Origin of the sequence: Paenibacillus naphthalenovorans (assembly GCF_001465255.1) — a bacterium.
Taxonomy (GTDB): Bacteria; Bacillota; Bacilli; order Paenibacillales; family NBRC-103111; genus Paenibacillus_G; species Paenibacillus_G naphthalenovorans.
In genome coordinates, this window is sequence record NZ_CP013652.1 from 2,880,911 (window position 1) to 2,906,520 (window position 25,610).

The 25,610-nt window shown below is 47.0% G+C and carries 23 protein-coding genes and 1 pseudogene; 2 read left to right on the forward strand and 22 right to left on the reverse strand.

The features are described 5' to 3' along the window. Window positions 1-31 precede the first annotated feature (31 nt). The 10 genes and pseudogenes from IJ22_RS14205 to IJ22_RS14245 form a co-directional block, all read right to left on the reverse strand. Entirely contained in the window at window positions 32-799 is a 768-nt protein-coding gene (locus tag IJ22_RS14205; protein ID WP_235594135.1) for a divergent polysaccharide deacetylase family protein, read from the reverse strand. Window positions 800-986: 187 nt separating this feature from the next. After that, window positions 987-2,672 carry a methyl-accepting chemotaxis protein gene (locus tag IJ22_RS14210; RefSeq protein ID WP_062409286.1) on the reverse strand — a complete coding sequence of 562 codons (1,686 nt, stop codon included), beginning with the start codon at window positions 2,670-2,672 and terminating at the stop codon, window positions 987-989. Window positions 2,673-2,981: 309 nt separating this feature from the next. Further along, window positions 2,982-3,074, reverse strand: a pseudogene (locus tag IJ22_RS26780) (LuxR C-terminal-related transcriptional regulator); the annotation flags it as partial. A 16-nt stretch (window positions 3,075-3,090) separates the two neighbouring features. Continuing rightward, window positions 3,091-4,749 carry a recombinase family protein gene (locus IJ22_RS14220; protein WP_062409287.1) on the reverse strand — a complete coding sequence of 553 codons (1,659 nt, stop codon included), beginning with the start codon at window positions 4,747-4,749 and terminating at the stop codon, window positions 3,091-3,093. Window positions 4,750-4,834: 85 nt separating this feature from the next. Beyond that, on the reverse strand, window positions 4,835-5,002 hold the full coding sequence (locus IJ22_RS26365; RefSeq protein ID WP_160327386.1) for a hypothetical protein: 168 nt from the start codon (window positions 5,000-5,002) through the stop codon (window positions 4,835-4,837). A 168-nt stretch (window positions 5,003-5,170) separates the two neighbouring features. After that, window positions 5,171-5,533 carry a DUF779 domain-containing protein gene (locus IJ22_RS14225; RefSeq protein ID WP_054818982.1) on the reverse strand — a complete coding sequence of 121 codons (363 nt, stop codon included), beginning with the start codon at window positions 5,531-5,533 and terminating at the stop codon, window positions 5,171-5,173. A gap of 13 nt (window positions 5,534-5,546) precedes the next feature. After that, on the reverse strand, window positions 5,547-7,067 hold the full coding sequence (gene adh, locus IJ22_RS14230) for an aldehyde dehydrogenase (protein ID WP_062409288.1): 1,521 nt from the start codon (window positions 7,065-7,067) through the stop codon (window positions 5,547-5,549). A 183-nt stretch (window positions 7,068-7,250) separates the two neighbouring features. Next, the gene (locus tag IJ22_RS14235; protein ID WP_062409289.1) at window positions 7,251-8,681 is read right to left on the reverse strand and encodes a sigma-54-dependent transcriptional regulator; all 1,431 of its coding nucleotides are present in this window, start codon (window positions 8,679-8,681) and stop codon (window positions 7,251-7,253) included. Beyond that, complete coding sequence (locus IJ22_RS14240; protein WP_062409290.1) at window positions 8,674-9,966, reverse strand: sensor histidine kinase; 1,293 nt, start codon at window positions 9,964-9,966, stop codon at window positions 8,674-8,676. Before IJ22_RS14240 ends, IJ22_RS14235 begins: the two co-directional genes overlap by 8 nt. Next, window positions 9,966-11,126, reverse strand: coding sequence for an iron-containing alcohol dehydrogenase (locus tag IJ22_RS14245; RefSeq protein ID WP_062409291.1), 1,161 nt, complete (start codon window positions 11,124-11,126; stop codon window positions 9,966-9,968). The genes IJ22_RS14240 and IJ22_RS14245 overlap by 1 nt, the downstream gene beginning before the upstream one ends. 233 nt (window positions 11,127-11,359) lie before the next feature. Between IJ22_RS14245 and adhP the strand changes: the two genes are divergently transcribed. Both adhP and IJ22_RS14255 read left to right on the forward strand, forming a co-directional pair. Continuing rightward, a complete protein-coding gene (adhP, locus tag IJ22_RS14250; protein ID WP_062409292.1) occupies window positions 11,360-12,373 on the forward strand; it encodes an alcohol dehydrogenase AdhP in 1,014 nt (337 codons plus the stop codon). A gap of 252 nt (window positions 12,374-12,625) precedes the next feature. Next, on the forward strand, window positions 12,626-14,401 hold the full coding sequence (locus IJ22_RS14255) for a sigma-54-dependent Fis family transcriptional regulator (RefSeq protein WP_145862537.1): 1,776 nt from the start codon (window positions 12,626-12,628) through the stop codon (window positions 14,399-14,401). Here IJ22_RS14255 and IJ22_RS26785 read toward each other — a convergent pair. The 12 genes from IJ22_RS26785 to mscL all read right to left on the reverse strand — a co-directional run bounded on the left by IJ22_RS26785 (window position 14,376) and on the right by mscL (window position 25,536). Further along, complete coding sequence (locus tag IJ22_RS26785) at window positions 14,376-14,693, reverse strand: helix-turn-helix domain-containing protein (RefSeq protein ID WP_235594349.1); 318 nt, start codon at window positions 14,691-14,693, stop codon at window positions 14,376-14,378. The genes IJ22_RS14255 and IJ22_RS26785 overlap by 26 nt on opposite strands. 162 nt (window positions 14,694-14,855) lie before the next feature. Next, window positions 14,856-15,704, reverse strand: a complete 849-nt coding sequence (locus IJ22_RS14265; RefSeq protein ID WP_054818981.1) for a sugar phosphate isomerase/epimerase family protein — start codon at window positions 15,702-15,704, stop codon at window positions 14,856-14,858. 36 nt (window positions 15,705-15,740) lie between these two features. After that, entirely contained in the window at window positions 15,741-16,967 is a 1,227-nt protein-coding gene (locus IJ22_RS14270) for an ROK family transcriptional regulator (protein ID WP_062409293.1), read from the reverse strand. A 94-nt stretch (window positions 16,968-17,061) separates the two neighbouring features. After that, the gene (locus IJ22_RS14275; protein ID WP_062409294.1) at window positions 17,062-18,204 is read right to left on the reverse strand and encodes a Gfo/Idh/MocA family protein; all 1,143 of its coding nucleotides are present in this window, start codon (window positions 18,202-18,204) and stop codon (window positions 17,062-17,064) included. 49 nt (window positions 18,205-18,253) lie between these two features. After that, on the reverse strand, window positions 18,254-19,084 hold the full coding sequence (locus IJ22_RS14280; protein WP_062409295.1) for a carbohydrate ABC transporter permease: 831 nt from the start codon (window positions 19,082-19,084) through the stop codon (window positions 18,254-18,256). Continuing rightward, complete coding sequence (locus IJ22_RS14285) at window positions 19,081-19,965, reverse strand: carbohydrate ABC transporter permease (protein WP_054818997.1); 885 nt, start codon at window positions 19,963-19,965, stop codon at window positions 19,081-19,083. The genes IJ22_RS14280 and IJ22_RS14285 overlap by 4 nt, the downstream gene beginning before the upstream one ends. A gap of 63 nt (window positions 19,966-20,028) precedes the next feature. Further along, window positions 20,029-21,417: an ABC transporter substrate-binding protein gene (locus tag IJ22_RS14290; RefSeq protein ID WP_062409296.1), complete on the reverse strand. Its 1,389-nt coding sequence runs from the start codon at window positions 21,415-21,417 to the stop codon at window positions 20,029-20,031. A 31-nt stretch (window positions 21,418-21,448) separates the two neighbouring features. Then, the gene (locus IJ22_RS14295; RefSeq protein WP_062409297.1) at window positions 21,449-22,486 is read right to left on the reverse strand and encodes a zinc-dependent alcohol dehydrogenase family protein; all 1,038 of its coding nucleotides are present in this window, start codon (window positions 22,484-22,486) and stop codon (window positions 21,449-21,451) included. Window positions 22,487-22,500: 14 nt separating this feature from the next. Continuing rightward, window positions 22,501-23,331: a sugar phosphate isomerase/epimerase family protein gene (locus IJ22_RS14300; protein WP_062409298.1), complete on the reverse strand. Its 831-nt coding sequence runs from the start codon at window positions 23,329-23,331 to the stop codon at window positions 22,501-22,503. 391 nt (window positions 23,332-23,722) lie between these two features. Next, a complete protein-coding gene (locus IJ22_RS14305; protein ID WP_062409299.1) occupies window positions 23,723-24,349 on the reverse strand; it encodes a DedA family protein in 627 nt (208 codons plus the stop codon). Further along, entirely contained in the window at window positions 24,346-24,930 is a 585-nt protein-coding gene (locus IJ22_RS14310) for a class I SAM-dependent methyltransferase (protein WP_062409300.1), read from the reverse strand. Before IJ22_RS14310 ends, IJ22_RS14305 begins: the two co-directional genes overlap by 4 nt. 138 nt (window positions 24,931-25,068) lie before the next feature. Then, window positions 25,069-25,536 (reverse strand): large conductance mechanosensitive channel protein MscL, encoded by a 468-nt coding sequence (gene mscL, locus IJ22_RS14315; protein ID WP_201023636.1) that lies wholly within the window; start codon window positions 25,534-25,536, stop codon window positions 25,069-25,071. Between the last annotated feature and the right edge of the window lie 74 nt (window positions 25,537-25,610).

Sequence of the window (25,610 nt, forward strand, 5' to 3'; positions counted from 1 at the left end):
GACAACAAGCGGATGACCCTCGGCTTGCTGCTTATAAGGGCGGCTGTTTTTTGACCAGTGCGGATACAGGCAAAAATTGAATTTCCTTCTTTAATTTAGGGATGACATCTCCCAAAACCGCTGCCGTTTTCTTTCGGGTTCCAACATGCCCTATCGCTACGCATTGGTCATGGTCCTTCAAATGCTCCTGAAGCAATGTAATTTGCTTGTAAATATGCTCCCTCGTGTTGATATCATCCAGGAAAATATGGTTTTCAATACAAGGGACTCCGACTTTTGACGCCGTTTTGGAAACAATGCTCCGGTAATTCGTATGGCTGTCCAGAAAATACATCCCTCTTTTTTGGCATTCTTCCAGTATGATGCGAATGATGCGAGCATCGGCCGTCACTTTTGAACCCATGTGATTATTGATGCCGACAGCATGGGGAACATCATCAATCGCGGCGTTAATACGCCGCCTGATTTCCTCTTCGGCGAGGTCGGTCGTAATCGCCCCGGGTCCAAGCCATTTGTCTTTGTTCCCTGACTTGGGCTCCATCGGCATATGGACTATCACTTCATGACCGGCTTGGTGCGCCCATTCCGCATCCCTTTTGGTCGTTGGCAAAAATGGCATAACCGCAACGGTAATCGGAAAAGGCAGGTTCATCATCTCTTTGGTTCCGAACATGTTGTTACCAAAATCGTCAATAACAATAGCAGCCTGTTTGGTCGGAATTGCAATTTCTTGCGCTTCAGCAACCAAGACGGAACCAAGAATCAGCATCACCGCTATACATCCAGTCCAAAATTTCATAACAAACTTCCTTCCCAAGACCATTCATTTACCAATAATATGTTGATTTTCGGTTTGCAATATGCATATTTGCAATATGCATAGGAAATGACTTTTTAAGGAAACGTTTAACAAAAAAAAGCCCCCGTCTTACGATCCCTCCACTTAGAGGCAGCGTAAAAAGAAAGCTTTTGAGGATTCATAGATATTACACTTTGAATTTGCTTATCATTTCCTGCAGATCTTGAGCCATCTTGCTTAAGGATTCCGCAGAGGCTGATATTTCTTCCATGGAGGCATTTTGTTCTTCTGCTGAAGCAGCCACGTTCTGTGTATTTCCTGCCGATTGTTCAGCGATATGTGCCACGCCTTCCATCATTTCCGCCATACTTTGTGAGCTTGAATTCACTTGTTCTATGATAGCAGATACCTCTTGAGATTCGGCAGCAACTTGTTCGATCGCCTTGACGATGTCTCTGAAAGCTTCACCGCTTTGATGAACCATTTGAATACCCTCAAGTATAACATTAGCCCCTTCGTCCATCGATTGAACAGCCTTGTCCGCTTCCGCTTGAACCTCGCCGATCAGTTGACGAATTTGGCCCGCCGCGTCTCCGGATTGTTCTGCTAATTTTCGTACTTCATCGGCAACTACAGCAAAACCTCTTCCATGTTCCCCGGCCCGCGCAGCTTCTATCGCAGCATTAAGAGCTAACAGGTTGGTCTGATTGGATATTTCGGTAATCAACTGAACAATATGACCGATTTCTTTTGACTTTTCGCCAAGCGCATTTATCACCTCTGCGGTGTGTCCCACTGAACGCTGCATAACATTCATTTGTTCCATAGCCTGCGTCACCACTTTATTTCCAGCGGTTGCTTTTTCGTTAGCTGTTGTAGTCAGATCAGCAACAGATTGAATGGACAAGGCCGCCTGATTCATCCCTCTTAAAATTTCAGCGGCCGCCTGATTCGCTTCCGCGGCGCTGTGAACCTGTTTTTCAGAGCCCAATGCCACCTCTTGAATGGCAATCGATATTTGCTCCGTAGCTTTGCTGGTCTGTTCAGCACTTTCAAATAAATCGTGTGAAGTGGCACTAACCTGCTTGGCATTATTACTTACCTGACCAATCAAATGCCGGAGGTTCATCTTCATTTGATTGAAGGAGTTTGCCAGATCCGCAATTTCATCGCGGTTTTTCACCTTAATATCGTCCCCGGTAAGAATCCCTGATGAAATTTCCTTTGCACTGGCGGCTATAGTTAAAATAGGTTTTTTGATGATTCGAGTAATATATACCCCTATCAATACGGCCAAAATACAAGCAAAAACACTCAGAAAAAGAACGGTAGTCACAACCGAGTCAACTAACTGACGGTTAGCCGCACTTGCTTCTTCCATCAATTTTGCTTGTTCATTGGCGATTTGGTCTGACATGTCCCTTATTTCTCTAGCTAATGGAAATAAAACTTGGTTTGATTGACGTACAGCTTGTTCGGGATTGCTTCTCGCCGAAGCGATTATCGCATCGGATTGCGATTTGAAATCGGCGTTCAATATTTGCAGCTTTTGTAATTTAGCCTTGAGTTCTTCACGTTGGACTATTTGGATGGTAGCATTGATCTTCTCGCTCAGATCATTAATAGCGGTTGCTACTATCTCCGATGAACCTTCTTCTTGCATCAACACCCCTCGCATACCGGAAATTTGCCGCGAAGCACTGATTTGCATATCCTTGGCATTGGATAAAATGATGACCCGGCGCTCAACCAAATCGGAATAGGATTCGTCTACCTTCTTGATGTTGTAATACGATATAAAACTAATGATTCCAAGAAGTAAAGAAACACTAAGAAATCCACCCAACATTTTTTTGCCAATCGTAAGCTTCATTCATTACACCTCATGATACATTTGTTTTATTATCTCATGCTTAATAGGTATTTCTTACTATACATATCTATATAAAGGGTTCTCAAAAATAGTCCTAAATGCGGTTCCTCCTTACTTTCGTCAGGTTTTCCTGCTGGCATATTTTAGAACTTTAGTCCTGTACTAATATATCACATAATGGGTAAGATGTTGAAGGAAAATTTTAAAATTTATATCAAATTTTCTCCCCAAACCAAAAAGCCCTCGTCTCACGATCCTCTATGCAGAGGAACCGCAAAAAGAAGGCTTTGTTAGGGTCAATGAAATTTTTCAGATCTGCAACTCCCCAAGCTTGATCAGCTCGACAACCGCCTGCGAACGTCCCTTTACGTTGAGTTTTTGCATTACATTCGTGATGTGGTTTGAAAGTGGCATCATTTTAGTATGAGTGCTTCCCACCGGCAGCTTCATCCTCCTGAGCAGCAAGATCTTTCCATTGGGGTCCGAATGTTGTCTTAACAGAAATGTTTCCTTTGCGGTCAACGGTAATCCGCTCAATTAATTTCAAAATAATCAACCGGAGTTCTTCAAATTCATCTTCGTCATCGAAATTCAATGTCACCAAATCGTCCAATGAATCCATGACTTCCTCATATAACTCATTCAAGTTGTTTTTCTTTTCATGGTTATTCCTGAGTTCTTCCAGCTTTTTTTCCAATGCAAAGATATCGGCTTCGTATTGCTGTTTCTCAAATTCATATTGCTTTTCGTTCAAAGTCCCCTGCATTTTTTCTTTTCGAAGTTTAAATAATAGCTTGCGTTGATTTTCAAGCTGCTTTTCAGCATATTGGATTTGTTTACCGCTATCGTCATTATTGATGTTCAATAAGTCTTTATATTTTTCAAATAAATCTTCTGCCAAGCTGCTTTGCGCAACATGATCGGAGATGATGTCAAGCAAATCCTTTTTAAACGGATGATAAGGAAGCCAATAATCATTATGGCATCCTGCAGCTCCTTGCCTCCTCCGTTTGGAACAAATCAAGTATCGATATTCTTTGCCTTCGCGATGGATTTGCCGGCCTTTTGACCGCAGGGTGACCATGGCCGCCCCGCAGTGGGAGCATTGTATAATACCTGCAAACAAATTTTTATTGTTTCGTATTCCGCCACGTTTCCCGCCACCGCGCTGCAGCCGGATCTCTTGAGCCAGTTTGAACAGCTCTGTATCGATGATCGCTTCGTGAGTCACAGGATGAATTGCCCGTTCCCATTTTTCTTGATCCCGTTTGACCAGTTTCTTTGTTCTGTCCGAGAGATCCTCCGTATTATTATAAATCAGTTTGGACTCATACTTGCCGAATACGTTAACTCCTGTATAGGCTTCATTTTGTAATATCCGCTGCACGGAAGAAAGCCCCCAAACACCGCCTTTGGGTGAAGCAATTTTCTTCTCTTCGTTCAGATATTTAACGATTTGTTTCTCTCCCATTTTGTAAGCGGTGTATAGTTGAAATATTAATTGGACAATTCCTTTGGTCTGATCGTCCGGTAATAATGTCTTCTTATTATCTATCATCACTTTTTTATATCCATAAGGAGCCACGCTTCCGATAAAATTTCCTTTCAGAGCGGACTGTCTTATTCCCCGACGGGAGCTGAAGCTGATTTGTTCGCTTAATTTCTGATTGACTGCGGATAGGATCTGAAATTTTAACTCGTCCAAGTCGATAAGAGAATCGAATCCTTCATCCAGTGAAATCAATCTGATCCCAAGCGTATCGACCAATATTCGTTTAAGCGATAAGGAATCCAGGGAATCTCTTGAAAAACGCGATAATGAGGCAAAAATGACATTTCGAAATTCCCCTCTTTTCGCATCCAGGATCAGTTGTTGTATGGCAGGGCGATGAACAATAGTCGTACCCGTATCCCTGTCTTCATAGATGAATTGTTCCAAAACTTCCAATTCCATTTGACGCGCTTTTTCCCGGCAAACGGCTTCTTGATGCTCGGGACTGTCTTTTTGGCTTTCCTTCGTCGTACTGACCCTCACGTAAATGGCCGTCTTATTTCCTTTCTCATTCGCAACCCTCATTGCGGAACCTCCAGAATATATCAAACGGATCTCTCGGAGCGAACCGGAAAAGGCCGGTAAATGATACTCCTCTTCCCGTCATCCGCTACACAGCTCGTCTAAACGTCCGGCTTTTTTTTACTCCCCGGCAGACAAAATCTCCCGCGTTTTTCCGGACCGTTTGTTTGGCCAAATCATCAATGATCCGATTCAAATCCGATTCGCCATAAAAAATATTCAAGCGATATGTTTTGGCATCCTGTCGGTTGATCATTTGGAATCTCTCCCTTCGCGCATGACATCATAATGTATTCGTTTCTAAACTTGTACTATGCATGTAAAATAGCGACGCAAGGGGCAGGAGGAAAATCCCCCTGCCCCTTGCGTACCTTATTCATTGCCTCAAATGGCCATTAGACTATAGTATTGTATTTACCCCTGCTTATAATTGAAGCGCCTTTAATTCTTCGTCCGTGAAAACGCGGGAGCGTGTCAGGAACCGGCGTCCTTCCGGTCCCTCCAGCGAGAACATGCCTCCCCTGCCGGGAACGACATCAATGATTAACTGCGTAAACTTCCAGTATTCATATTGGGCCCGGCTCATATAAAAGCGGGCTCCGCCGATTTCCCCCAATAACACGTCATATTCGCCGATCAGAAATTCGCCTTCGCGGTAGCACATCGGAGAGCTGCCGTCGCAGCACCCTCCCGATTGATGAAACATGACAGGACCGTATTTGGCTTTCAAAAACTCGATCAGTTCCAGGGCGGCGTCAGTGGCCAGAACTTTTCGGACTTCTTCCATGACGATGACCTTCTTAGAAGAATCCTAAAGCGTCAGGGCTGTAGCTGACAAGCAGGTTTTTCGTCTGCTGGTAATGGGAAAGCATCATTTTGTGCGTTTCACGGCCAATCCCGGAAACCTTGTAGCCCCCGAATGCCGCGTGCGCCGGATAAGCGTGGTAGCAGTTGGTCCATACGCGGCCGGCCTGTATGCCTCTTCCGAAACGGTAAGCTGTATTGATATCGCGGGTCCATACCCCTGCCCCCAGCCCGTACAGGGTGTCATTGGCGATGGATAACGCTTCCTCCTGATCTTTGAACGTCGTTACGGAAACGACCGGCCCGAAAATCTCTTCTTGGAAAATACGCATTTTGTTGTGCCCTTTGAACACGGTCGGCTCAATATAATACCCGCCTTCCAGGTCGCCTTTCAACGACGATCTGTTTCCGCCGATCAGACATTCCGCACCTTCCTGTTTGCCAATGCTGATATAGGACAAAATTTTCTCCACCTGTTCCGAAGATGCCTGAGCTCCGATCATCGTTTCGGTATCGAGCGGATTGCCCTGCTTGATCGCAGCCACGCGCTTTAATGCCCGTTCGATGAATGGTTCGTAAATCGATTCCTGAATCAGGGCGCGGGACGGGCAGGTGCAAATCTCGCCTTGGTTCAGAGCGAACAGCACAAACCCTTCGATAGCCTTATTCAAGAACGCGTCGTCTTTGGCGAAAACGTCTTCAAAAAAGAGATTGGGAGACTTGCCGCCCAATTCCAGCGTAACCGGAATAATGTTTTGTGATGCGTATTGCATAATTAAGCGGCCTGTCGTCGTTTCTCCTGTAAAAGCGATCTTGGCGATGCGGTTATTTGAAGCAAGAGGCTTGCCTGCTTCCAGCCCGAAGCCGTTGACGATATTCAATACTCCTGGAGGCAGCAAATCGCCGATCAGCTCCGCCAGGACCAGGATGGAAGCTGGCGTTTGCTCCGCTGGCTTCAGCACGATGCAGTTGCCCGCAGCGAGCGCCGGCGCAATCTTCCATGTAGCCATCAACAGCGGGAAATTCCATGGGATGATTTGCCCGACGACGCCTAACGGTTCATGGAAATGATAGGCAACCGTATCGCCGTCCACTTCTCCGAGCGTTCCCTCCTGGGCGCGAATGCAGCCCGCAAAATACCGGAAATGGTCGATTGCCAAAGGAAGGTCGGCAGCCAGCGTTTCCCGGACGGGCTTTCCGTTATCCCAGGTTTCGGCTACGGCAAGCTGCTCCAGATTGGCTTCCATGCGGTCGGCGATTTTTTGCAGAATCAAGGCACGCTGGGCCGCCGATGTGCGCCCCCAGGCGTCCTTGGCGGCATGGGCAGCATCCAGCGCCAATTCGATATCTTCCGCTGTCGAACGGGCCACTTCGCAAAAAATCTGGCCTGTTACCGGCGTGATGTTCTCAAAATATTCCCCTTTGACAGGCGCAACCCATTTTCCCCCGATATAATTGTCGTAGCGCTTTTTAAAAGTAACTTTGGAGCCGGCTTGCCCCGGTTGTGCATAAATCATTTGTACAGCCTCCTTTATATCCATTGATTTTTTGACAATAAAAACTAGAGCAAAAGTCGTGCCAATGGAAAATAAACGGCTGTGCCAGCTTTTTTTGTAAGCGCTTATATCGCTTTGCATAGAAATGGAACAGATCGGGTGTTTCATCTTGTTCAAAATAGAACAATCGCATTGAGACTTTCGTTACTTCTCATTTAGAATATATCGGAGCGTCCTCATGGAGATATTTAATTTTTTGCTTAACAACTGCCTGTCTCTATTGGTCTCGGACAATTTTCTTTCAATCACTTTTCTCCCGATTTCCCCTTCCATCTTTCTGATCCTGTCCAATACTTTTTTTAAATGGAGCTGCTCGGCTTGGCTCAGGCCATTGACCAGACTTTGCACAAATTGCTTGGCTTCCCGTTCTATAAAATCTTCGATTTGCCGGTCAATCGGCATGGGGTTGTCGGGATGCTCCGCTCTTTGCAGCAAATATGGCGGAAGATGGTCTGGCTTTAAACACTTGCATTCGTGAATGGCATGCGTCTGATTGAGCACATTGAGGAGCTGTCTCACGTTCCCGGGCCAATCGTACATTTTTAACATCTCCGCTGCATCCGGATCAAGCCGGCACTCGCCTCCATATTTTTTGTCCAGATAGGACTGCGCTATCAACGGAATATCCCCGGGTCTATCCCGCAACGGAGGAATCGACAATTTCACTCCCTCCAGCCGGTATAAGAGGTCAGCGCGAAATTGTTTGTTTTGGACCTCGGTTTCCAAATTTCGATTGGTGGCCGAGATGAACCGCACATTGCTCTTTTGGATCTCCTCACTGCCCACCCTCATGAACTCTCCCGTCTCTAGCACACGCAGCAATTTTACCTGAATCGAAGTCGGCGCCTCTCCAATCTCATCCAGGAAGAGCGTTCCGTTATTAGCAAGCTCGAAATACCCCTTTCTGGTCCTGATCGCTCCGGAAAACGCCCCTTTTTCATGACCGAACAATTCACTCTCCAGCAGACTTTCCGGCACGGCCCCGCAATTGATGCCGACAAACGGATAGGGGGCTCTCAGACTGGAGCCGTGAATGAATCGGGCCAACAATTCCTTGCCGGTCCCCGTCTCTCCCTCGATCAAAATGTTGATGGCTTTCTTGGCCAGCTTTTCCGCTACGGCTATGACCTTCTGCAGCGGACTTGAATTTGAAAAAATAATTCCGTATTGCGCAGCTTCCATGTTCAGTTTTTCCGTATTGCCGACCGGGTTCAGCAATACGGAATTGATGATGTTTTCCAGGCTTTCCAGGTCATCAAACGGCTTTTCCAAATAGTCTTTGGCCCCCGCTTGTAAGGCCAGCACAGCTGATTTGACGGTGCTGTAACCGGTCATGATCATGACTTCGCAGTCGGGGTACCTGGTTTTAATTTTGGCCAACAAATCCAATCCATTGGCATCAGGCAGCTTCAGATCCACAAGAGCCAGATGAAACGGAGACGGATGCCGGTGAAGCAGCTCATCGACCTCCCTTCCTGAATTCGCAATCGTCACGTCACATCTTTTATCTTCCAAAAAATATCGAAAAAAAGAGGTCACTTCCATTTCATCATCAATGACGAGCACCCTACTCATAGGATTCCCCTCCTTCATTTTCTTGAATCGGCAGCAGAAGGGAAAACTGGGTGTATTCGTTGACCCTGCTGTCTACCAGAAGCTTTCCTCCATGGGACTCGGCAATGCCCAGACTTACGGAAAGTCCCAGACCGGTACCCTTCATGCTTTCCTTCGTTGTGAAAAAAGGATTGAATATTTGAGAGACGTTATCTTCTTCAATGCCGACTCCGTTGTCGCGCACATAGATCGAAACGAATTGCCGGTCCTCCAAATCGACGAGGCATGTTCCAATGATCACTTCCGGGTTGCTTTTTCCTTGCACCGCGTCTCTCGCATTCAGAAAAAGGTTAATCAGCACCTGTTCGATTTGATTGCGGCTCCCTCTGACGGCCGGGAGTGTCGGATCGATTTCCTTCTGTATGGAAATACCGGAAACAGCCAGCTGATATCCCACCAGCCCTAATACGTCATCGATCAAGCCGGAGAGGTGCATGGTTTCCAGCTGATATTCTTCCTGTCTTGAGAATGTCAATAAATTTTGTATGATTTTTTTGCTGCGCAGGCCGCACTGGTAAATATCCTCCAGCATTTTGCCCGGACGCCCGTCTTTCATGTCGCGCATCAGCAGCTGGACATTCCCGAGAATGGCGGTTAACGGACTGTTCAATTCATGGGCGATTCCCGCAGCCATCTCTCCCAAAGCGGCCATTTTTGCAGACTGGATCAGCTGCGCTTCAATGTGGACTTTCTCGCTCACGTCTTTAAACAGGAGGATGTTTTCAATGGAGATCCGCACATGCTCTCCCATACGCCTGTAAAGCTCAAGCTCTTCCCGGGGATACTCCACTTTCTCCCGATTCAAAAGAGTAAGAAATCCGTAGATGTTTCCGGCTTGATATTGCAAACAAACGGACGTGCCATGATGATCCGGTATTTCCTTTTTAAGCAGCTTTTTGAATTCTTCAATCGACATGGCCGTCTTCGTCACCATTCGCCTTTTGACAAAACGGCAGGACCAGCCCGCCGCTTCCGGCTCCGAAATATAAAACAGCAGATCGGAATGGTCGAGAAGCGTCAGGACAAACCGGTCGAAAGAAAGAATTTGTGATAATTGGGCGGCCAGATAGCTGCTGACTTCCTCCCATGATTTGTCCACATGGATCTGTGTTAACCGGTTAATGACTTCCAGCTGCTTGTTCTTTTTCTTCATTTCTTCAACGATAGCGTTTAGTTCGCTGTAATAACTTTTTCTTGAAGATTTAATCCCTGTTAACTTGTCGATCAACTCTTGTTTGCCCGACATCAGATGTCACTCCCCAAAGCATGGCGGAACAGCATTTTCACATCCGACACCTTCATATCCCGCGGGTTCGTCGTCATGCAGGCATCATGAACCGCATTATGGCTCATAAAATCGATCTGTTCTTCCTTCAGGTTCAAACCGGACAAAGAATCGGAGATGCCGAGATCGCCGGCCAATTCCTTAACGGCTCCAATCGCCTTTCTGGCGGCCGCAGTCAGGCTGAGGCCTTCGACGTTTTCACCGAAAGCCTCGGAAATGTTTTTGAATTTCTCGGGACAAGAGATCAAATTATACTCCAATACATAAGGCAGCAAAATCGAATTGACCTCCCCGTGCGGCAGATCCAGCAAACCGCCTAATTGATGTGACATGGCATGAACCGCTCCCAAAATCGAGTTGGAAAAAGCGATCCCTGCCTGAAGGCTGGCCATGGCCATCGCTTCTTTCGCTTCGCGATTGTGCTGGCTTGCCACGGAAGGCCGAAGGTAATTGGCAACCAAGCGAATCGCTTGCAATGAATACCCTTCCGTCATCGGGGTAGCCGCCAGAGAGATATAAGATTCAATGGCATGCGATAAAACGTCCATACCCGTATGTGCCGTTAATCGCGCATCTTTCGTCATCAGGGTCTGCGGGTCAATGATAGCAATATCGGGAATCAGCGATTTGGAAATAATGGTCATTTTCACCTTATGTTTGGAATTGCGGATAATGGAGAACTGGGAAACTTCCGATCCCGACCCTGCCGTCGTCGGCACCATGACCATTGGCGGAAGCGGCCTGGTTACCAGATCGACTCCTTCATATTGTTGGATCGTTCCACTGTTGGTTGCAAGTAAGGCAACGGATTTGGCAGCGTCAATTGCACTTCCTCCCCCGATCCCGACAACCGAATTGCAACCGCTCTCAACATAGGTTCGAACACCTTTTTCCACTTCATAATCCTTGGGGTTGGAGGTGAGTTCCGTCCATAAGCAGTAGTCCAGTTTGCAATCTTTCAAATAGCGGACGGCAAGTTCCACCCAACCGGAATTCAGAACGCCTTTATCGGAGACAACAAAAACCTTTTTCGCTCCCAGTCGAAGCAGGCTTTCCCCGATTTGACTCAGAGCATTCGTACCGAAAATAATTTCCGGTGTCATGAATTTGAAAATACCCATGGCTATTCCTCCTTCATTGCTATTGTACTGTGTAATTTACTTTTTGGTAAACATTTTATAAAAAGCCGAAAAATTGATAGGATAGCCGTTTTTTCGGCTTTACGGCCGAATTTTCGTCATTTCAATGCAAAAAAACATAACGTTTCTGCGTTTTTTAGGATTGGCACAGGTTTTGCGTTTGTATGAAAGTGTTGCATGCAACCCTATAACGTTCATCTTAAAGGAGGATACAAATGAAAGCTGCTATTGTAAATCAATTTCATCAAAAGCTGGAAATCAAGGAAGTGCCGACACCGGAGGTCGGACAAGGGGAAGTACTGGTAAGAATCACGGCTTGCGGAGTTTGCCATACCGACCTGCATGCCGCTCATGGGGATTGGCCCGTGAAACCTAAGCTGCCTTTGATCCCCGGTCATGAAGGCGTTGGCTATGTGGAAAAAGTCGGTCCGGGAGTAAGCTCCCTCAACATCGGGGACAGGGTTGGAATTCCGTGGCTGTTCTCCGCCTGCGGCGAATGCGAGTACTGCTTGACCGGTTGGGAAACGCTATGCAAAAGCCAGTTAAACGGCGGCTATTCGGCCGATGGAGGATACGCGGAATATTGCGTCGCACCCGCCGCCTATGTCGCGAGAATCCCGGACGGCGTATCGGATGAAGAAATTGCCCCGATCCTATGCGCAGGCGTAACCACATATAAAGCCCTGAAGGTTACCGATGCAAAACCGGGAGAATGGGTGGCGATCTATGGCATTGGAGGTCTCGGACATATTGCGCTCCAATATGCGAAGGCGATGGGATTTAACGTCATTGCCGTCGATATCAGCGACGATAAATTGGAACTTGCCAAGCAGTTGGGAGCCGATCTTACCATTAACGGCAAGTCTGTAAATCCTGTAGAAGAAATCGAGAACAAAGTCGGAGGCGCTCATGCCGCCGTGAGCGTGGCCGTCACTCCAAAAGCGTTTGAGCAAGCATACCGTTCCGTAAGACGCGGCGGTACACTGGTGGTCGTCGGTCTTCCGAGCGGCGAGCTGCCGATCCCGATTTTCGATACGGTTCTCAATGGCGTTACAGTAAAAGGTTCGATTGTCGGCACAAGAAAAGACATGCAGGAAGCTTTGGATTTCGCCGCCCGCGGCAAAGTGAAAGCGATCATCGAAACACAGCCTCTGGAAAAGATCAATGAAATTTTTGAACGTATGGAAAAAGGAAACATTAATGGACGGATCGTCTTGACATTCAAATAATGTAAGCGCTTGCCGACGAGTCCATGGTGCCAGAGCCACACAAACACCGTTACGTTATTGGCTTTAGCGGAATCACCATTCCGCTCGGATCCAATGCGTAATGGTGTTTTTTTCCGACGACGGATTCAATTATATCTCTTTTGCGTTAAGCTGTAACATTTTGAAACATTCTTGTTCAAAAGAGCACATCTGAATTTCAAGTATGTTATACTACAATCAATATCTCACAAGTGGTTTGTGGAGGTGTTTACGTTGCCGTCTCTGAAAGCAAGGAAACATTCTGAAGTTGTAGCAACCTCTTGGAAGCGCTGTCAGCAATATGGATTGAAACGGACGGATCTTGTGGACGACCAGTTGATGACAGGCAGGCAAATTCATGAAATCCTTCATCAGAATGAAGTTCTGCTCAAGCACGTCTCGCATATATTCGGGAAAATGGAGCTCTTCATCAAACAAGCGAAACAGGCGGCCCTTCTAATCGATGCTCAAGGCAATATCATTTATTCGGTCGGCGACCCCGATTTCTCCAAACGCGCGGCAGCGGTTCAACTCCAGGTAGGGGCCAATTGGGCGGAAAACAGAAAGGGAACCAATGCCATCGGGGTAGCCATTACGGAACGGCTCCCTGTCCGTATCCATGCCGATGAGCATTACTATCAGTTGAATCATTTCCTCACCTGCGCATCGTCGCCTGTGTTCAGTCCGACCGGGGAATTGTTGGGCGTCATCAATTTCAGCAGCAAACAGGAAAATTACAATGCCCACAGCCTGGCTCTTGCCACGATGGCCGCGGATTCGCTGCAGAACCGGCTTCTCATCGAAGATTCCAAGAAGGAGCATCTCATCACTTTAAAGGAACTGGAATTCTCGATGAAAAATAATCCGCTTCCGCTTCTGTCGCTGGATAACGACAACAGAATTATTCGTGCCAACCAAGCCGCTCTCCGGATTATAGGCAAGGATGCCATCGGCAAGGAATTCTCGGGCATCGAGGGCTTTTCCATCGAAACAATCCACGATCATCATCAAAAGGTTTGGCGTTCCATAGCGATTCAAAAAAAAGTGATCGGTGTAACTCGCTTGTATACATTCTCCGATATCGCCGGATCGTGCCCCAGCATCATACAGAAAAAAGAACTGGCCTACAAAGCGGCTCTCACCGACTTTCCGGTTCTGCTGCTGGGAGAAAGCGGCACTGGAAAAGAATTGTTTGCGCAATCCATTCATACGGCCAGCTTACGTTCGAATCAACCCTTCATAGCCGTGAATTGCAGCGCAATACCCGACAACCTGGTGGAAAGCGAATTGTTCGGTTATGAGCGGGGCGCTTTTACGGGGGCCAATCGGGAAGGAAATAAGGGGAAATTCGAGGCGGCTCATAAGGGAACGATTTTTTTGGATGAAATCGGCGACATGTCTCTGCGCGCGCAGGCGGCTCTGCTCAGGGTTTTGCAGGAACGGACGATCACCCCCGTCGGAAGCGCCAGAAGCAAGTCCATCGATATAAGAATCATCGCGGCAACCCATCGAAACTTGCAAAATGAAATCAAGGAAGGACGGTTTCGCGCCGATCTTTATTACCGCTTGAAAGGCATTCAAATTACATTGCCTTCCCTTCGTGAAAGAAGCGATATCGTCGAGCTTGCCAAACATTTGCTGCAAAGCCATAACTATCCGAACGCTTATTTGTCGGAAGCAGCGGAAAACTTGCTCCTGCGGCATGCCTGGCCCGGAAACATCCGCGAATTAAACAGCGCCCTTATGCAAGCCGCTTTTCTGGCCGAGGGAGGGCCCATACTTCCCGAACATCTGCAGATTGCAGACGATTGTCAAAGCGGACCGGAGGCTCAGGCTGCCGATGATGCCGTCCCGTCGCTTCAAGAGGCGGAAATCGAGGCCATCAAAAAGGCGCTGCATGCAACGGGCTGGAATTTAAGCAAGGCTGCGGCCCTTTTGAAAATAGGAAGAACGACCTTGTACAGAAAAATTGAAGAATACAATATTACATGCCTGAGAAGCTCCCGGTGATCCGATCCCGGCTATGCACGGTTGTCCCGGCATGCGGTCGGAGGGGCTTGAACCCTCGCCGCCGTCCCCCTCCAGAAAGCGGCTTTGTATGAATTTCAAACCACATCACATTCGAGATATGGTTGCGCACGGTCTTCTCACTGATAAACAGTTGCTGCGCGATATCTTTCGTCGTTTTATCCTGCACCAGTAGTTCAAACACTTCTCGTTCGCGATTGGTTAGCAAAAATTTACTTTTATTATTGTCGTTGCCCTTCAATGTCACCCCTCCTTGCCCGGGTTTTGGTATCATTACAAGGTCTAGGGATACAGTCAAATTCAGTTTATGTAGGACAGCATAGCGTTGTGATTGGCTGGGGAAAAATGGGCTCTTAACGGCTTTCGCTGCGCCGAGGCAAAAAAAATCCATGGCGGCGATCCATGGATTTTGGGGCTGATGATCCGATACGGCCGATTATGCAGACGCCGTTCCCGTAATTTTTTGGACTATACGTTTCATCTCTTGAATGGAACGTTCGGTATACAAATCGAACACTTCGCTGGAACCGGTCTTCGATGCCGCTAAATACGGATTAGCGACCGGCGGCAAAAATTCCATTGTAATCGGTCCTTGGTAGTTCAGCTCAATCAATGTTCTTATCACAGGCTCGAAATCGGTCTGTCCCATGCCTGCGGCTTCACGGGTATTATCGGCGATATGAACATGAACGAGGTACGGAGCGATGGTCTTCAAGGCTTGAACATGGCTGCGCTCCTCAATATTCATATGGAACAAATCGGCCATGATCTTCACGCTGTCCACGTTAACTTCCTTGGCTAAGGCTAACGCTGTTTCCAGGTTATTCACAAGATAGGTTTCAAACCGGTTCAATGCTTCAATCGCCAGATTGATTTGTTTGGAGGCAGCATACTCGCCCGCTTCTTTCAGGCTGTTTACCGCATTGGCCCATTCCTCGCTGCTCGTCGTCTCCGGACGGCTCTTGCCTACCGGGGACGGTACGACGATGACATGGGCAGCTCCCAGGCTGCTGGCCATGTCTACGCAATCCTTCACATATTGAACCGCTTTTTGGCGGACTTCCGGTCTGGAAGACGAAAGGTCGCGCTCCGCCGTATAAATGCCGCAAATGGAAGTACAGATCAGACCGTACTGCTTCAGCAGTCGTTTGGTATGCTCGATATCGATGGAATAAGGTTCTCCGGCAAGTTCTACACCATCGTATCCGTATTTTTGCAGCCTTTTCAGGCTGGCTTCGATTCCTTCATCTCCAAAAATCCATTGCGTAGCGCTATAACGAAACATACGCTTTCCTCCCGAACAGCATAAATTTAGTAGTCACTACCAGCTTTTCATCCTCAAATCAAGAAGGGTATCCGATTTTTCAATGCTGTTGATGATCAGCTGATCGATCGTCATAAATGCGCCGCCTACGAGTCCTGCGGCCTTTCCCAAATTAGACTTGTTAATTAACAAATTGCGCGTAGACAGAGGCAGGGATCGCTGATAAACTCCTTGTCTGATCGCGGCCAGCAAAATATCGCCGATCTCCGCAACTCCCCCGCCAATCGAAATCAGGGAAGGGTTCGCAAAGTTAACCAGTGAAGAGATCACTTGGCCTATCAGGGCGCCGCTCTCGCGAATCAATTCAACAGACGCGGAGTCAAAGCTGTGAATTCCCATGCGTACATCCTTGATGGTGATCTCGCCATTGGATTTCAATCTTTCCAACAAAAACTCGCTTTTGCCGGCCAAAGCCATATCCTTGGCTTTGGCGGCAATGGCTTTACCGCCCGCCAGGGCCTCCAGACAGCCGCGGTTGCCGCACCAGCAGACGACATCTTTGCCGACATCGATATGGCCGATATCGCCCGCACTGCCGCTTACGCCACGATAAAGCTTGCCGTTATAAATGATTCCGGCGCCGATCCCTGTCCCTATTTTAATGTAAATCAAATTGTCTACTTCAAACTGCAAGCCTTTGGCATATTCCCCAACGGCCATGATGTTCACATCATTGTCAACATAGCAAGGGCAATCAAAATGCCGGGACCAGAAATCTCTGATCGGGTATCGATCCCATCCCGGCATAATCGGCGGAGAGACAGGAAGACCGGAGGCAAACTCGACCGGTCCCGGTATTCCGATGCCGATGCCTTTGATTTCGCTTTTTCCGATTTGAGCCTTGTCCAGAATCTCGCTGACGATGCTGTGAATATAGGATAGAACTTTCTCCGGACCCTCGCCGATATCTACCGGGGCGCCATGAGAGACGAGAATATTGCAGTCAAAATCAGTAATCCCCACACGTACGGCGCTTGTGCCTAGTTCAATGGATATGATATATCCGGCATGTTGATTGATAGAGTACAGCTTGGGCTTTCTGCCGCCGCTGGAATTGCCAATATTGGAAATTTGAATTAATTTTTCATTCATCAACCGTTCGACATGTTCAGATACAGCGGAAACGGATAAACCGGTAGCCGCCGCAATATCCGTTTTGGACAAAGGCTGCTTAGCTCTTCTTATGATTTGCAGTACATGGGCGGTCATCGAGAGCAATTTCATGGATTACACCACTTTCTCTAAAATAAATAACCTTATCTAGTCCATAATATAACACCCCCGGGACGATGAGAAGGCATGACTTCAATCTTTTTGACTATTCCGCCAAACTTACCCATCTTTTTTCTCTATGACTTTTCAGTATAGCATCGATTAATCTCATGATCCGGTGTCCATCGGAGAAGGTGGCAAATGAACTTTCATGATCCCGGTTTCGCACTTTTTGATAAAAATCGATGCACAGATTTTTCAAACCGTCGGGCCAGCCTTCTTGATGGCCTCCCGGATAATGGGCTAATGATACGGATTTGGGTGATAATAAATCCGGATCCCTGAGCCATTCTTCGTTGGAATGGTCGCGTTTTCCTACCCACAGCCGGTTGGGGTTCTCCTGATCCCATGCAAACGAAGACCGTTCCGCGGAAATTTCAAAATACAATCGGTTTTTTCTTCCTGCTGTCACCTGAGATACCGTAAATACGCCCTGAACGCCATCTTCAAAGTGAACCAGCACGCTTCCGTAATCCTCTGTCGTGATTTTCACTTCTTCTCTTTCCACATCATTGGACGATTCGAATGTATTAACTTTCCCTTTCGGTTTTTTCCGGATCGGATGCACGATCTTCAGGTCGGCAAAGACTTCGGTAATTTTTTTGTTTAATACATATTGAACGGTGTCGCACCAATGGGAACCGATATCCGCGATCGCACGGGAAGGACCGTTTTTATCTTCCTCAAGCCTCCAGCTGTAATCCGTATCGTTGCTTAACCAATCTTGAATATAGCCGCCGTAAACGAGATTCGGTTTTCCGTTGTTTCCGGATTCCAGCATCTCTTTGACTTGAGAAACCATAGGATAATGTCTGTAATTGAACGAAACCCCGCTAACCACTCCGCTTTCCCCGGCGAGCCTCAGCAATTCTCCGGATTGTTCGCTGTTTACGGCCAGCGGCTTTTCCGATAAGAGATGTTTGCCGGCAAGGAGCACCTTTTTATTGATTTCAAAATGCAAGGAATTGGGGGTGCAATTATGAACGGCTTGTACCTCCGGATCCCGAATCAACTCGTCCGCATCTCCATATGCCTTGGGTATGCACATTTTTTTGGAGAACTCTATGCTTTTTTCCTTGGAACTGGAAGATACGGCGATAACCTCCACAAAAGGAACTCTTCTTAATGCTTCGATATGAGCCATCGCGGAAAAGCCCGTCCCTATGATTCCTACTTTTATTCTCTCCATCTTACCCTCCAAAACGCGCTTAATATCTATCTGCTTATTGTCGTAACCATTACCCTTTTACAGCTCCCATAGTAAGTCCGCTGACCATTTTACGCTGCAAGACTAACGTGATGATGGCGATAGGGACAATAATCATCGTTCCCGCTGCCGCAATTTGTCCCCATAATACACTTACCGGCGTTGCATATTCATTGAGTCCTACAGGGGCCGTACGAACATTCGGGCCTGACAAAATATTGGCGAACAAAAATTCGTTCCAGGCAAAGATAAACGACAACAATCCAGCCGATACAAGCCCAGGGCCGATGATAGGGAAAATGACTCTGAAAAATGCGGTAAATCGGTTACAGCCATCCACCAGCGCAGATTCTTCGATTTCTCCCGGCACGTCCTTGAAAAAGCCGTACAGCAGCCAAGTCACGAGCGGAAGATTCATAAATGTATACATTAAGATCAATGCCGTATACGTATCAAGCATATTCATGTTGGAAAACAACAAATAGATAGGCAGTACCGATACAATCGGGGGAACGATTCTTAAAGTCAAAATCCACGTTAAGATGTCTTTGGCTCCCTTGATGTTATACCTTGCGAACGGGTAGGCAATGCCGCTTCCCAGGATGACCGCCAACACGGTGGAGAAAACCGAAACATACAAACTGTTCCAAAGGTACTTTTGAAAATCCCTTTCAAATAAAACGGTTTGGTAATTATCAAAAGTAACGGTAAAAATCCATTTCGGAATCGCCGTAAATGCATCGTTTTGGCTTTTTAAAGAAGTGAGAAACATCCAAGCGATAGGAAATATAAAAACAATCGTAGCAAGAATGACTATGAGATATAGCAGTAACGTAAACGATTTACTTTTGGATTCGCTCATGACTTGCCCTCCACATTAAACAAATCAACCTTCCGCAAGAACAACATCAGCAGGGTCACGACCAGGATCAGCATGACCACGGATAGTGCCGCGCCATAACCAAAATCGAGGAATTTAAAGCCCTTGTCGTACACAATCCAGCTTAAGGTTGAAGTTACATTGATCGGTCCGCCTTTGGTCATCATATAAATGGTATCGTAAATCCGGAATGCATCAATCGTTCTTAACAACAGTGCTATATATATAATCTTGGACAACAGCGGAATGGTGACATAGAAGAAGGTTTGCGATGCCGTTGCCCCGTCTATTTTAGCCGCTTCATAAGGATCACTCGGTATACCTTTAAGTCCGGCAAGCAGGATAATCATCATAAATGGCGTCCACTGCCAGACATCCGTCAAGATCAAAGCCGGTAAAGCCAGCTGGGGATCGGAAAGCCAGGATATCCTTGAAAAACCAAGACTTTCAGCAAAATAATTAAATACGCCATACTGATCGTTCATCATAAAACGGAACATGAGCCCTACAATCGTAGGCGCCATAGCGATGGGAAGCAAGATCAGCGATTGAAATATCTTCTGCCCTTTGCCAAGCTGGTGCAAAACGATGGACAAAAACAAACCAATAAAAAACTCCAGTGAAACCGTACTAAGAACAAAAATAATTGTAATTTTCAGAGAATTCCAGAAACTTTGATCCTGAAACACTTGGATATAATTGCTCAGCCCGACGAATGGTTTCTCTATACTGATCGGACTATATTCCTGAAAACTGATCTTAAACAGGAAAATTGTAGGATATATGGCAAATAACAGCAGGAGTATCATTCCGGGGGCCATGACCAAATAAGGACCGCTCCGGCTTAACTTAAATTTGTTCATCTCCAACTCTCCCGATTGCATAATTGAGGGGGAGAGTCCCCCTCCTTCATCTAGATCAAGCGACTATTTTTTCAGCATTTTGTTGACGGCTTCATCAGCCTTTTTCAATGCGTCTTCTACAGACATGGTTTTCAATTGTGCGGCGCTCAAATATTCGGAAACAAAACTCTCCCACTTTTCTTCCTGCGGGAAGAACGGACGGGCCTTGGCCGTTTTCATCGCTTCTTGAAGTGCTTCATAACGGCGGTACTTCTTCACATCGGTACCTTCGATCAGTTCGTTGGTTAACGCCGGGTCGGAATAAGATTCTTCTCGAACCGGGTCTCCTCCACCCATGGTCGCCTGACGCACATCATTCTGCTTATTCTCGAGCCAAATCATAAATTTAACCGCTTCATCCGGATTTTTCGTTGATTTCGGAGCTACGATCGACCATCCGCCGATATGCGGCGTAGAGCTTTTCATAGCCGGCACTTGCACGAAATCCCATTTGCCGACCGTTTTGGACGTTTGGGGATTGTCTACTTCAAAAGCGCTCCAGGACCAGTGAATCGCCATAGCCAATTTCCCTTGAGCCGCATCCGTCGCTACTTCGGCAAAGGTATAGTCGTTAATTCCCGGAGGCGAGTACTGCAGTAAATCTACCCACGTTTTGGTTGCTTCAATCGCCTGAGGAGTGGATAAGGACGAAGTCATCGTATTCCAATCAATCACGTCCGCACCGTTCGAGTACATAAAGGTCAGCCAGGTATGCACATTCCCGAATCCTTTACTTGCCTGGGCGGCCCATCCGTACAATTTTTGCCCGTTATATTCTTTACCGTTAAAGAATTCAGCCGCATCCCTGAACTGCTTCATATCCTTTGGAGGTACCAGGTCGTAACCGTATTTCGCTTTAAATTCCTCTTTTATTTGCGGGTCATTGAATAAATCGGAACGATACCACAGCAATTGAGGATGGATCGATTGCGGCAGTCCATAGATCGTTCCTCCTTCGCCAAAGGATCCGTTTTTGTCATTCCACTGCGATAAAGCCAAAGCTCTCGGCAGGTATTTCGAAGTGTCCACGTTATTCTTTTTCAGATAGTCATCCAAAGGCAGCAGGCTTCCTGTCGAAGCAAATTCCGGAATCCAGTTATAATCGACGTTAAACAAATCGTAATTGGCTTGACCGGCGATGGACAGCGCCAGCTTCTGATAAATGACATCCCGGCCTACCAATTCGACGTTGACTTTAACACCCGTTTCTTTTTCGTATTCTTTAGCCAATTCTTGAGTGGCTTGTCCCCAGGAAGAGCCGAGAAATACCGTATTTAATGTGACTTGCTTGCCGTCACTGCCATTGCTGCCGGAAGCCTGTCCGGCTTGATCGCCGGAATTGGAAGAGCATGCGGAAAGCAGCAGAGCACCGGAAAGCATCGCAAGCGCCAGTGGCTTAGACTTCAATTTCATATCCTCATTCTCCTGTCTATGATATGGAATATTATTTCGAGATTTCGACGATAATTTTAATGGTGTCTTTATTGTTTGCCGCTTCCTGGATGCCGTCGACGACTTGCTCCAGAGGAATCGTTTTGGAAATAATATCGTTCGGGTTGAAGCGTTTGCTGGAGATCATGTTGATCGCTTTGGTCCATGTGTTGTATGTTCCCGCATAGGATGCTACAATCGTAAGCTCCTTGCTGTAAATTTCAAACGGTTTAATTTCCATCGTCGCATGTGCAGGAGCTGCACCGTACACAACCAGTACGCCGCCACGGCGAACCATTTGAAACGCTTGCTGATAGGTCGGAATAGCACCTACGGCTTCAATAACAAAATCCGCTCCCCGGCCTTCCGTCAAATCAAACACCGCTTGAACCGGGTCCTGCTTGGAAGCGTCGATGACATGATCGGCACCCAGCTGCTTCGCTTTTTCGATCCGGGTCGGGTTCATTTCACTGATGATGACCTTCGTTGCTCCGTTCAATTTGGCCAGCTGCGAGTGTACCAATCCCATCGGCCCCGCACCGATAATCGCCACCGTGCTGCCCATTGTAATTTTCGCCTGTTCCTGGCCCCGGATGGCGCAGGCCAACGGCTCGATGTATGCGGCTTCTTCCCAGGTCATGCTGTCAGGAATGAGATAGACGTTAGATGCAGGCGCCTTCACATATTCGGCGAAAGCACCGTTGGTATGCACGCCAAGCTGCACAATTTCATTGCAAAACAGTTTTTGGCCGGCCCTGCAGAAAAAGCAGGTTCCGCAGCTGATGTTAATATCCGCTGTCACGCGATCGCCAACCTTGACGTTTTTTACGGCGGAGCCTACTTGTACTACTTCACCCGAAAATTCATGTCCCTGGATCAGCGGGGTCGGCACCGGGAAGTGACCGCGGAAAATATGAGGGTCCGTACCACAAATCCCGCAGCGCTTTGTCGCAATCAATACTTCGTGGTCTGCAATCTCAGGTACAGGCACTTCTTCAATTCTCATGTCTTGCGGCTGATGGAGCACAGCAGCCTGCATTGTCTTTTTCATGTTCTAGTCCTCCTTTAATCAATCGAGCTAAACAGTTTTTTCAAATAATCAATCGATTCTTTGGTATATTGATCGTAAAATTCCTCGCAGCGGATGCCGCTGAACGGATCGGCAAAGGGCGGAAGCAGCTCCATCGAAATGTAGCCTTCATATCCGATGTCTACCAGAGCTTGCGCAATCGGCTTGAAATCGATGTGTCCTCTGCCCGGGGCCGCCCTGTTGCTGTCGGCAAAATGAACATAGAATAATTTATCGCCAACTTGACGGAAGGCATCAGCGATATTCACTTCCTCGATGTTCATGTGATACGTATCGCCCATGCAGCCTACGTTAGGCAGGTTCACTTCGTTCACCAAAGCCAGGGATTGCTCCAAACGGTTAATCAGATAAGTTTCATAACGGTTCCAAGGCTCGACCGTCAGACGAATTCCATGCTCGCCGGCATACAGTCCCGCTTCTCTGATGCTTTCCGCCGCCCATTTCAGCTCGGTTTCGATATCCGCTTCAGCGTGGATTTTCATATTGGCCGTCGGGGTAACAGAAATACCTTTAGCCCCGATCAATTTGGCATAGTCAACACACTCTTTTACATAATTCACCGCGTTTTTCCTGATTGATTCGTTGCTTGAAACCAAATCTCTCTCCGGTGTATAAATGGCGCAAATAGAGGAAGCCTCGACATTGTACTTCTCAAGCAAGCTTTTAATCTCTGAACCGTTTACATTTTCCGGCTCTCCGACAAACTCAACCGCGTCATACCCAAAACCCGCGATTCTTTTTATGCTCTGTTCGATTTCTTCTCCTGCATAGACCAGTACGTTATAGGCATACTTTATTTTAGGCATCTGGTTTACCCTCCCCTTAATGATTCAGAAGTGATAAGGTCGTTTCCCATGGTTTACTTCCCCATGTCATCCCTCCTTGATAAGGTATCGCTTACATGCAACGCTTTCATATAGCGTTTACATGAAACCTCTCGCATCCTGATGGTGTTGAATGCACTTTCATAGAACTTTCTTAGTACTTTCATCGTACCAATTGGAGAAATATCGTATTTATTCGACATGTTTCAACTATAAATCATATACTTTTAACTGTCAACGTTAAAAGTATAACTTTTAATTTAGTAATAACGACTTTTGATCCATTTTTTATAATCAAAATAAAAAAATCCCTTTTCATGGACAGTTTGGTCTATCCATAAAAAGGGATGGGTTATTCGTGCGTTTCCATTTTTTATTCTTTCTCTACCATCGTGCTGCCTCTCTCTCGTTTTTTGCGAAGGAACAGCCGGAAGACGACATAGATAAGACAGGCCGCAAAAGGCACCCACAACAGATTCAATCCGTACCGGTAAATCGTCATTCCCACTTCAGCGGCATGGTCGACCGTTAAACGTCCCGCCGTGAAAAAAATCAAGGTCCACAAAAGCCCTGTCGTATAAGAAAACAGAGCATACCTGCTAAACGGCATTTTGTTCAGTCCTACAATGTAAGGCATCACGTGCCGGATGACAGGAAAAAAATAGCTGATCACAAGCGCCAGACTACCATACTTGCTGCTCCACCGTTGAGACATTTCGATATATTGATTCATGTTTTTCTTTCGTCTGAGTTTATCCAGTACGGGTGTCCCGATATAGCGCCCCAGAACATAGCCCAAGGTAAGACCGGAAACGACTCCGAGATAAGTCAGGACGAAGGCTGGAATGGTGTGCAGCAGGCCTCCCGCCGTTACCGCACCGCCGGTCATCACAATGACCTCATCGGGAATCGGCATTCCCACAATTCCCAGCCATAAGGCAAAGAATAAGGCTGCATATCCGTATTGTCCGATCAAATCAAGCAATGTATCGTATGTCATGAAGTCGGATCCGCTTTCTTTCGGCACACATATACGAATGCAGGCGGAAGGTTGAAAGGTACGAACCGGATGGTTTCGATATCAAAATAGTGCCTTAATTGCGGCTTCATTTGCAGTGAATATTGAAAAGCAATGAAGCTTCCGCCCGGTTTCAAGGACGAGATAATTTGTTTGATCAATCGATCGCGTACTTCTTGCGGGAAATTAAAGAACGGCAGCCCGCTGATGACAACGTCCAAACCGTCCAGTTTTTCGCGGCGCACCGCCTTTTGAATGCCGCAGGCATCCGCATAGCAAGCGAACGCAGGGTATTTTTGCGCCAGCTTATAGCGAAGCACCGGCTCTTTCTCGAACAGCAGCACTTTGACCCGGCCTGAGGCAGCCTGCTCAATATATTTGGTCAGCGCTCCCGTCCCCGCCCCCAGTTCCGCCACGCTTTCGATTTTGTCCCAAGCCACCGGCCTGGTCATCGCCTTAGCCAGAAACCCGGAGCTCGGGGTTACGCTCCCTACCTCTTTGGGAGATTGAATAAACTTGTTTAGAAATAAGAATTTTTCCAGAACGATCGAACCGAGATTCATTTGCACGAAACCCTCCCTGCACAGATAACACTAGGCTAACGAAAACACCTTTAGAACATGTGAAGGATTTTCTGAATAATTTCTTAAGATGCAAATTACTCCTTGCCCCCACCTCATGGAAATCCTTAGACTGTCATCTTAGTTGGACGGTTTCAATTCATTTTCCCCTTCAAGGATTGCAGTACAATATTTGCAGCGAACTGCTTTCAAGGGAATGTCGGAGAGGCATTCCGGACATTCCTTGGTATTTGCTTCAGGTTCCGGCTTGCTCTCTTCCTTTCTGCGCAAACGATTGAGCTGCTTCACGGCTATAAAGATCACAAAAGCAACAATCAAAAAGTCAAGCAGATTGTTGATAAATAGTCCGTAATTCAGCGTAGGCGCGCCTGCTTCTTGAGCCTGCTTGAGCGATGTATACGACACTCTGTCCAGACTGATGAACAAATCTGAAAAATTGACCCGGCCAAGCAGCAATCCGATCGGAGGCATGATCACGTCATTGACGATCGATGTGACGACCTTGCCGAAAGCCGCGCCGACAATGACCCCGATGGCCAGCTCGATCATATTTCCTTTGATGGCGAATTCCTTGAATTCCTTCAGCAGCCTTGATGCCAAAACAGAACAACCTCTCTTCTCCAAATTCGGTTTATCATCCTATTTTACACTAATCAACCTCT

Coding starts and splice junctions, on each gene's coding strand:
- IJ22_RS14285 (WP_054818997.1), bottom strand. CDS start 19,965: ATGAACAAATTTAAGTTAAGCCGGAGCGGTCCTTATTTGGTCATGGCC.
- IJ22_RS14295 (WP_062409297.1), bottom strand. CDS start 22,486: ATGAAAAAGACAATGCAGGCTGCTGTGCTCCATCAGCCGCAAGACATG.
- IJ22_RS14290 (WP_062409296.1), bottom strand. CDS start 21,417: ATGAAATTGAAGTCTAAGCCACTGGCGCTTGCGATGCTTTCCGGTGCT.
- IJ22_RS26365 (WP_160327386.1), bottom strand. CDS start 5,002: ATGATCAACCGACAGGATGCCAAAACATATCGCTTGAATATTTTTTAT.
- IJ22_RS14310 (WP_062409300.1), bottom strand. CDS start 24,930: ATGAATCTCGGTTCGATCGTTCTGGAAAAATTCTTATTTCTAAACAAG.
- IJ22_RS14210 (WP_062409286.1), bottom strand. CDS start 2,672: ATGAAGCTTACGATTGGCAAAAAAATGTTGGGTGGATTTCTTAGTGTT.
- IJ22_RS14275 (WP_062409294.1), bottom strand. CDS start 18,204: ATGGAGAGAATAAAAGTAGGAATCATAGGGACGGGCTTTTCCGCGATG.
- IJ22_RS14265 (WP_054818981.1), bottom strand. CDS start 15,704: ATGTTTCGTTATAGCGCTACGCAATGGATTTTTGGAGATGAAGGAATC.
- IJ22_RS14280 (WP_062409295.1), bottom strand. CDS start 19,084: ATGAGCGAATCCAAAAGTAAATCGTTTACGTTACTGCTATATCTCATA.
- IJ22_RS14205 (WP_235594135.1), bottom strand. CDS start 799: ATGAAATTTTGGACTGGATGTATAGCGGTGATGCTGATTCTTGGTTCC.
- IJ22_RS26785 (WP_235594349.1), bottom strand. CDS start 14,693: ATGATACCAAAACCCGGGCAAGGAGGGGTGACATTGAAGGGCAACGAC.
- IJ22_RS14300 (WP_062409298.1), bottom strand. CDS start 23,331: ATGCCTAAAATAAAGTATGCCTATAACGTACTGGTCTATGCAGGAGAA.
- IJ22_RS14220 (WP_062409287.1), bottom strand. CDS start 4,749: ATGAGGGTTGCGAATGAGAAAGGAAATAAGACGGCCATTTACGTGAGG.
- IJ22_RS14235 (WP_062409289.1), bottom strand. CDS start 8,681: ATGAGTAGGGTGCTCGTCATTGATGATGAAATGGAAGTGACCTCTTTT.
- IJ22_RS14245 (WP_062409291.1), bottom strand. CDS start 11,126: ATGGGTATTTTCAAATTCATGACACCGGAAATTATTTTCGGTACGAAT.
- IJ22_RS14240 (WP_062409290.1), bottom strand. CDS start 9,966: ATGTCGGGCAAACAAGAGTTGATCGACAAGTTAACAGGGATTAAATCT.
- IJ22_RS14270 (WP_062409293.1), bottom strand. CDS start 16,967: ATGAAATTGCTCTCGATGACCGCCCATGTACTGCAAATCATAAGAAGA.
- IJ22_RS14225 (WP_054818982.1), bottom strand. CDS start 5,533: ATGGAAGAAGTCCGAAAAGTTCTGGCCACTGACGCCGCCCTGGAACTG.
- adh (WP_062409288.1), bottom strand. CDS start 7,067: ATGATTTATGCACAACCGGGGCAAGCCGGCTCCAAAGTTACTTTTAAA.
- IJ22_RS14305 (WP_062409299.1), bottom strand. CDS start 24,349: ATGACATACGATACATTGCTTGATTTGATCGGACAATACGGATATGCA.
- adhP (WP_062409292.1), top strand. CDS start 11,360: ATGAAAGCTGCTATTGTAAATCAATTTCATCAAAAGCTGGAAATCAAG.